The following is a 6,000-nucleotide window of genomic DNA, read 5'->3' as shown; positions in this document are numbered from 1 at the left end:
GTGGGTGGGTCAGGGGGTGGCTCGGGTGTGCAGCACTCGGGCCAGCGCGTCGAGGGCGCCGGGGTACGCGTGCGAGGGCGGGGTGGCGTAGCCGACCACCAGGCCCTGCGGGTGCCCGCCGGGGGCGTGCCGGTGCCGGCCGAGGGAGCCCAGGGCCAGCCCGTGGCGGGCGGCCTCGGCCAGCACCTGCGACTCGGTCGGCCCGTCGGCCGGCAGCTCGACCAACGCGTGCAGCCCGGCGGCGACGCCGCCCACCGCGTACCGGCCGCCGGCCGCGTCCAGCCGGCTCAGCAGCAGGTCCCGGCGGCGGCGGTAGTGCCGGCGTACCGCGCGGACCTGCCGGTCGTAGCCGTGGCCGTCGATGAGGTCGGCGAGCGCGAGCTGCCCGATCGTCTCGGAGTGCAGGTCCAGATGGCGCTTCGCCTCCACCACCGGCTCGACGAGCCGGGCGGGCAGCACCACCCAGGCCAGGCGCAGCGCGGGGCCGAGGGTCTTGGCGGCGGTGCCGACGTAGGCGACCTGCTCCGGCGCGGTGCCCTGGACCGCGCCGACGGGCTGCCGGTCGTAGCGGAACTCGCCGTCGTAGTCGTCCTCGATCACCAGCGCGTCCCGGTCGCGGGCCCACCGGGTCAGCGCGCGGCGGCGCTCGGGAGCCAGGGTCACCCCGGTCGGGTACTGGTGTGCCGGCGTCAGCACCGCTGCGGCCACGTCGGCGAGCGCGGCCGCGCCGAGCAGGTCGGTCCGGGCGCCGTGGGCGTCCACCGGCAGGGGCAGCACCGTGCCGCCCTGCCGGCGGGCCACCTCCCGGTGGAACGCGAGCCCCGGGTCCTCCATCGCCAGCACCGGCCGGCCCGCGTCCCGCAACACGCCCACCAGCAGCGCGAGCGCCTGCACGTACCCGGTGGTGACCACGATCCGGTCGGGGTCGGCCAGGACGCCCCGGGCGCGGCCCAGGTAACCGGCGAGCGCGGTGCGCAGCTCGACCCGCCCGCGCGGGTCGCCGTAGCCGTAGGCGGCCGGCGGGGCGGCGGCCAGCGCCCGCCGGGTCGCGCGCAGCCAGGCGGTGACCGGGAAGGTGCCCAGGTCGGGGCTGCCGGGGCGCAGGTCGTAGCGGGGCGCGTCCGGGCCGGGCCGGACGGCGGCCGGCGCCGGGGCGGTGCGGCGCAGCGGGCTGACCTCGGTGCCGGAACCGACCCGGGCCACCAGCCATCCCTCGGCGACCAGCTGGTCGTACGCGGCGCTGACCGTGCCCCGGGAGAGGCCGAGCTGCGCGGCGAGCGCCCGGGTGGCGGGCAGCCGGGTGGCCGGGGCCAGCCGCCCGTCGCGGATCGCGTCGCGCAGCGCCCGCTCCAGCCCGGCCCGGCGGCCGGTCGACGCGTCGAGCTCCAGGTGCAGGTCGACGCCGAAAGCGGCCCAGTCCATCGGCACGGGATTGGAGCTTAGAGGCGGGCGGTGGTTGGCCGACAATCGGCGCATGACCGACACCCTCGCGGGCCGGGCGGAGGCGCTGCGCGCGCTGCACCGGCCCGGTGATCCGCTGGTCCTGCCCAACGCCTGGGACGCCGGCTCCGCCCGCCGCGTCGTCGAGGCCGGCTTTCCGGCCGTCGCCACGAGCAGCAGCGCCGTCGCCGAGTCGCTGGGCCACGCCGACGGCGAGGCCACCCCGCCCGGGGAGATGTTCGCCGCCGTGGCGCGCGTCGCCCACGCGGTCGCCGTCCCGGTCACCGCAGACCTGGAGCGGGGGTACGGGCTGCGCCCGGCCGAGCTGGTGGAGCGCCTGCTCGACGCCGGGGCGGTCGGGCTCAACCTGGAGGACTCCGACCCGCGTACCGGCCGGTTGGCCGACGCCGGGGCGCAGGCCGACCTGCTGGCGGAGGTACGGGCGGCGGCCGACGCGGCCGGGGTGCCCGTGGTGCTCAACGCCCGGATCGACGTCTTCCTCGATTCCGGCGGCGATCCCGCCGCCCGGCTGACCGAGGCGGTCCGCCGGGCCACCCGCTACCTCGCCGCCGGCGCGGACTGCGTCTACCCGATCCTGCTCGCCGACCCGGCGGCGCTGTCCGCGCTGGTGGCGGCCGTGCCCGGCGCGGTGAACGCGCTCGCCCGCCCCGGCACGCCGGCGGTGTCGGAGCTGGCCGCCCTCGGGGTGGCCCGGGTCAGCTTCGGCGGTGGCCTGTACGCCGCCGTCCGCGCGCACACGGACCGGCTGCTCCGCGTCGTGCGCGCCGGCGGCGACCCGTTTGTCGCGGATCAGTCCGCCGCGTCCGGTTGACCGCCGGCCGCCGGGCCGCGAAGGTGGTCGGATGAGTCGCGCTGACGAGACCCGGGACGGGGTGTCGCTGACCAACCTCGACCAGCCGCTGTCCGACGGCGACGACGCGACCAAGCGAGACCTGGTCGACTACCTCGACGCCGTGCACGAGCGGATCCTGCCGCCGCTGCGCGGCCGGCCGCTGTCGGTGATCCGGGTCCGGCCCGGGCAGCCCCCGTTCATGCAGAAGAACCTGCCGAAGTACACCCCGGACTGGGTGCGCCGCACCTCGGTCTGGGCCGAGGCGTCCCACCGCGAGGTCTCGTACGCGCTCTGCGACGACCGGCGCACCCTGCTCTGGTTCGCCAACCAGCGCGCCGTGGAATACCACCCCACCCTGGCCACGGTCGACGACCTGCACCGCCCCACCCACCTGATCCTCGACCTCGACCCGCCGGAGGGCGACTCGTTCGGGCTGGCGGTCGCCGCCGCACTGCTGGTCCGGCAGGCGCTCGCCGACGCCGGGCTCACCGGCGCGGTCAAGACCAGCGGCGCCAAGGGCGTGCACGTCTTCGTGCCGGTGGCGGCGGGCGCCGCCGTGGAGGACATGGCCGCCGCCACCCGCGCGGTCGCGGCCCGCGCCGAACGGCTGGACCCGGCCCTGGCCACCACCGCCTTCATCCGCGAGGACCGGGGCGGCAAGGTGTTCGTGGACTCGACCCGCGCCGGCGGCGCGACCGTGGTGGCCGCCTACAGCCCCCGGCTGCGGCCGGGCGTGCCGGTCTCCTTCCCGGTGGACTGGGCCGACCTGGGCGACGTGGCCCCGGCGGACTTCACGATCCGGACCGTCCCGGCGCTGGTCGCCGACCGGGACCCGTGGGCCGAGCGGATGCCCGCGCCGCAGCAGCTCCCGGCGGACCTGGTCGCCGAGGGGCACACCATCCCGATCGCCCGCGTGCAGGCCATGCACGAGGGCAAGCGCCGGGCCCGCGCCCGCCGCGCCGCCGGCTGACGTACGCGCACCGCCGCCCCGGTCCTCCCCGCCGCTCCGGCGCCGGCCGGCTCACCGCTCGCCGGGTCGCACGAGCCCGCTCTCGTAGGCGATCACGACCAGCTGGGACCGGTCGCGGGCGTCCAGCTTGGTGAGCAGGCGGCTGACGTAGGTGCGGGCGGTGTCCGGGCTGAGGTGCAGGGCGGCGCCGATCTCCGCGTTGGACCGTCCGGCGCCGACCTGGGCGAGGACGTCACGTTCCCGCTCGGTGAGCCCGGCGAGCCGGGCGTGGTCCGGCACGGGGGAGCGGGCGGCGGCGGCGAGCACGCGGCGGGTGACGGCGGGCGACAGCAGCGCGTCGCCGCCGGCCACGGTGCGTACGGCGTCGCGCAGGGCGTCGGGCGCGGTGTCCTTGAGCAGGAAGCCGGCCGCCCCGGCGCGGATGGCGTCGAAGAGGTACTCGTCGTCGTCGAAGGTGGTCAGCATGACGACCTGGACGTCGGCGAGGTCGGGGTCGGCCAGGATGCGCCGGGTCGCCTCGATCCCGTCGGTGCCCGGCATCCGTACGTCCATGAGGACGACGTCCGGTCGGCGGGCCCGGACGGCGGACAGGCCGGCGGCCCCGTCGGCGGCCTCGGCGACGACGGTGATGTCCGGGGCGCGTTCGAGCAGCGCGCGGAGTCCGGCGCGGATGAGGTGCTGGTCGTCGACCAGGACGACGCGGACGGGCGTCATGCGCGAGGCCCGGACAGCGGTAGTCGGACGGACACCCGGAAGCCGCCCGTCCCGGCGTTGCCGGTGTGCGCGGTCCCGCCGAGGAGGGCCACCCGCTCGGACATCCCGCGCAGCCCCTGGCTGCCGCCGGCCTGCCCCGGGGACGCCGCGACGCCACGGCCGTCGTCGACGACCTCCAGCGTCAGTTGCGAGCCGGTCGCCCGGACGGTGACCTCGACCCTCGTGGCCCGCGCGTGCCGCAGCGTGTTGGTCAACGCCTCCTGCACGACCCGGTAGGCGGTCGTGCCCACCACGGCCGGCAGCGTGTCGACGTCGCCGTCGACGCGCAGGTCGACCGGGAGCCCGCTGCGGCTGACTCCCTCGGCCAGGGCGGCGAGCTGGTCGATCCCCGGCGGTGGCCGGCGGACGCCGGCGTCGCCGCGCAGGGTGCCCAGCGTCGCGCGCAGCTCGGCCATGGCGCTGCCGCCCGCCGAGCGGATCGCCGCGAGCGCCGCGCCCACGCGCTCCGGCGCGCTGTCGGCGAGCGCCTCCTGCGCCACTGCGGACTGGAGCGTCACCACGGACATCGTGTGCCCCAGGGTGTCGTGCACCTCCCTGGCGATGCGCAGCCGCTCCGCCTCCACCTGCCGGGCGGCCTCCCGCCGCCGGTCCTCGGCCGCCACGAGCGCCTGCCGGGCCAGTTCGGCCCGCAGCGAGCGCCGGTTGCGGACGGCGTCGCCGAGGGCGACGACGGCCAGCATCAGCGCCGCCTCGGACCCGAGGCCGAAGCCGAGGACGATGGCGGTGTCGTCGCCCTCGGCCAGCCGCGTCACCACCGACACCACCAGCAACGCCCCACCGACGACCGCCGCCCATCGCACCCGGCCCCGCTCCGCCGCCGCGTACAGGACGGCGGCTGCCGGGGCGGCCAGGCCGATCGGCGGCAGGCCGAGCGTGTAGTACGCCGTGATGCCGAGCGCGGTCGCCAGCAGCGCCGGCACCGGCCAGGACCGGGCGACCAGCAGCAGGGCCCCGAAGCCCACCGCGAAGCCGTACGCCGCCGGGGCGGCCGGCCGGTCGCCGGTGGCCACGGCCGTCGCGACCAGGCAGAAGGTCGCCAGGCCGAGCAGGGCGTCGGTGCGGGTGGGGCGGGATACCGGCACGCCACGAGCGTAGGGCCAACCGGGCGTCGGCACCGTCGCCCGAGGGCGTCCGTTCGCGGTCGCGGGCTACGTCGGGAAGCGACCGCGAACGCGCGGGCGGGCGACCGGCCGGCGTCGACGTACGCCCGGAAGCGACCCGGATTCGCGCTTGCGGGCGGCAGACCGGCGACGGCCGGTCGGCCTAGCGTCGGCGACGACCACGCGGACGGCGCCCGCCGGCGCGACGGATCGGCAGGAGGAACCATGACCCGCAACAGGCTGACCTGGACGGTGCTCGTCGCTCTGGTGTGGGCGTCGATGCTGTCGTTCGGCGGCGTCGCCGCCGAGACCGTGATGCTCTACCCGAACATCTTCGACGACCCGCCGGCGTCGCTGGACCGCGCCCGTGAGTTCCTGGTGGCGGGCGGGCCGAGTGACTACTTCCCGCCGCTCGGCGCCGCCGTCGTCCTCACCTGTCTCGCCGCGGTGGTGCTCACCTGGCGGAACCCCCGGCTGCGGTGGTGGATCGTCGGGGCGGCGGCGGTGTTCGTCGGCTGTGAGTTCCTGTTCTCCGTGTTCTTCTTCTGGCCGCGCAACGAGATCATGTTCGTCGACCCGGTCGGCACGCACTCCCCGGAGTACCTGCGTCAGGTCGCCGCCGAGTTCGTCGCCGGGCACCGGGTGCGTCTCGTGGGCGGCGCGGTGACGTCCGCGCTGGCCTTCACCGCGCTGCTGCGGTGGGCTCGGGACACCGCGCCACGGACCTGAGCCGGACGGCCATCGGGGCGGGCGCGCGAGCGTCCGCCCCGTTCGTGTTCGCCCGCCCCGGCGGGCTCCGCACCCGCGCCCCGGACGGATGCACCTCTTTCGGTCGGGCTCCTGCCGTTCACCGGTGCGAACGC

6 protein-coding genes are annotated in these 6,000 nt (G+C 77.4%); 3 read left to right on the top strand and 3 right to left on the bottom strand.

Translation table 11 applies throughout. From position 1 onward, the window contains the following. Positions 1 to 9: 9 nt before the first annotated feature. A complete protein-coding gene (locus ACSNOB_RS12420) occupies positions 10 to 1,422 on the bottom strand; it encodes a PLP-dependent aminotransferase family protein (protein WP_436686795.1) in 1,413 nt (470 codons plus the stop codon). Positions 1,423 to 1,474: 52 nt separating this feature from the next. On the opposite strand from ACSNOB_RS12420, the gene ACSNOB_RS12415 reads away from it, so the two are divergent. Both ACSNOB_RS12415 and ACSNOB_RS12410 read left to right on the top strand, forming a co-directional pair. Continuing rightward, a complete protein-coding gene (locus ACSNOB_RS12415) occupies positions 1,475 to 2,272 on the top strand; it encodes an isocitrate lyase/PEP mutase family protein (protein ID WP_436686793.1) in 798 nt (265 codons plus the stop codon). 31 nt (positions 2,273 to 2,303) lie between these two features. Then, positions 2,304 to 3,263, top strand: a complete 960-nt coding sequence (locus tag ACSNOB_RS12410) for a DNA polymerase domain-containing protein (protein ID WP_436686792.1) — start codon at positions 2,304 to 2,306, stop codon at positions 3,261 to 3,263. Between the two features lie 51 nt (positions 3,264 to 3,314). Here ACSNOB_RS12410 and ACSNOB_RS12405 read toward each other — a convergent pair whose 3' ends face one another. Continuing rightward, positions 3,315 to 3,977 (bottom strand): response regulator transcription factor, encoded by a 663-nt coding sequence (locus ACSNOB_RS12405; protein WP_436686791.1) that lies wholly within the window; start codon positions 3,975 to 3,977, stop codon positions 3,315 to 3,317. Continuing rightward, positions 3,974 to 5,119, bottom strand: a complete 1,146-nt coding sequence (locus ACSNOB_RS12400) for a sensor histidine kinase (RefSeq protein ID WP_436686790.1) — start codon at positions 5,117 to 5,119, stop codon at positions 3,974 to 3,976. Before ACSNOB_RS12400 ends, ACSNOB_RS12405 begins: the two co-directional genes overlap by 4 nt. A 243-nt stretch (positions 5,120 to 5,362) precedes the next feature. Between ACSNOB_RS12400 and ACSNOB_RS12395 the strand changes: the two genes are divergently transcribed. Further along, positions 5,363 to 5,866, top strand: a complete 504-nt coding sequence (locus ACSNOB_RS12395; RefSeq protein WP_436686789.1) for an anthrone oxygenase family protein — start codon at positions 5,363 to 5,365, stop codon at positions 5,864 to 5,866. Positions 5,867 to 6,000 lie beyond the last annotated feature (134 nt).

The sequence above is a fragment of the Micromonospora sp. URMC 106 genome (assembly GCF_051386395.1).
Taxonomy (GTDB): domain Bacteria; phylum Actinomycetota; class Actinomycetes; order Mycobacteriales; family Micromonosporaceae; genus Micromonospora.
This window is presented reverse-complemented; position numbering and strand designations above follow the sequence as displayed.

Excerpts from the sequence above, each read along its gene's own strand:
- ACSNOB_RS12415 (WP_436686793.1), top strand. The coding sequence starts at position 1,475 with ATGACCGACACCCTCGCGGGCCGGGCGGAGGCGCTGCGCGCGCTGCAC.
- ACSNOB_RS12395 (WP_436686789.1), top strand. The coding sequence starts at position 5,363 with ATGACCCGCAACAGGCTGACCTGGACGGTGCTCGTCGCTCTGGTGTGG.
- ACSNOB_RS12405 (WP_436686791.1), bottom strand. The coding sequence starts at position 3,977 with ATGACGCCCGTCCGCGTCGTCCTGGTCGACGACCAGCACCTCATCCGC.
- ACSNOB_RS12410 (WP_436686792.1), top strand. The coding sequence starts at position 2,304 with ATGAGTCGCGCTGACGAGACCCGGGACGGGGTGTCGCTGACCAACCTC.
- ACSNOB_RS12420 (WP_436686795.1), bottom strand. The coding sequence starts at position 1,422 with ATGGACTGGGCCGCTTTCGGCGTCGACCTGCACCTGGAGCTCGACGCG.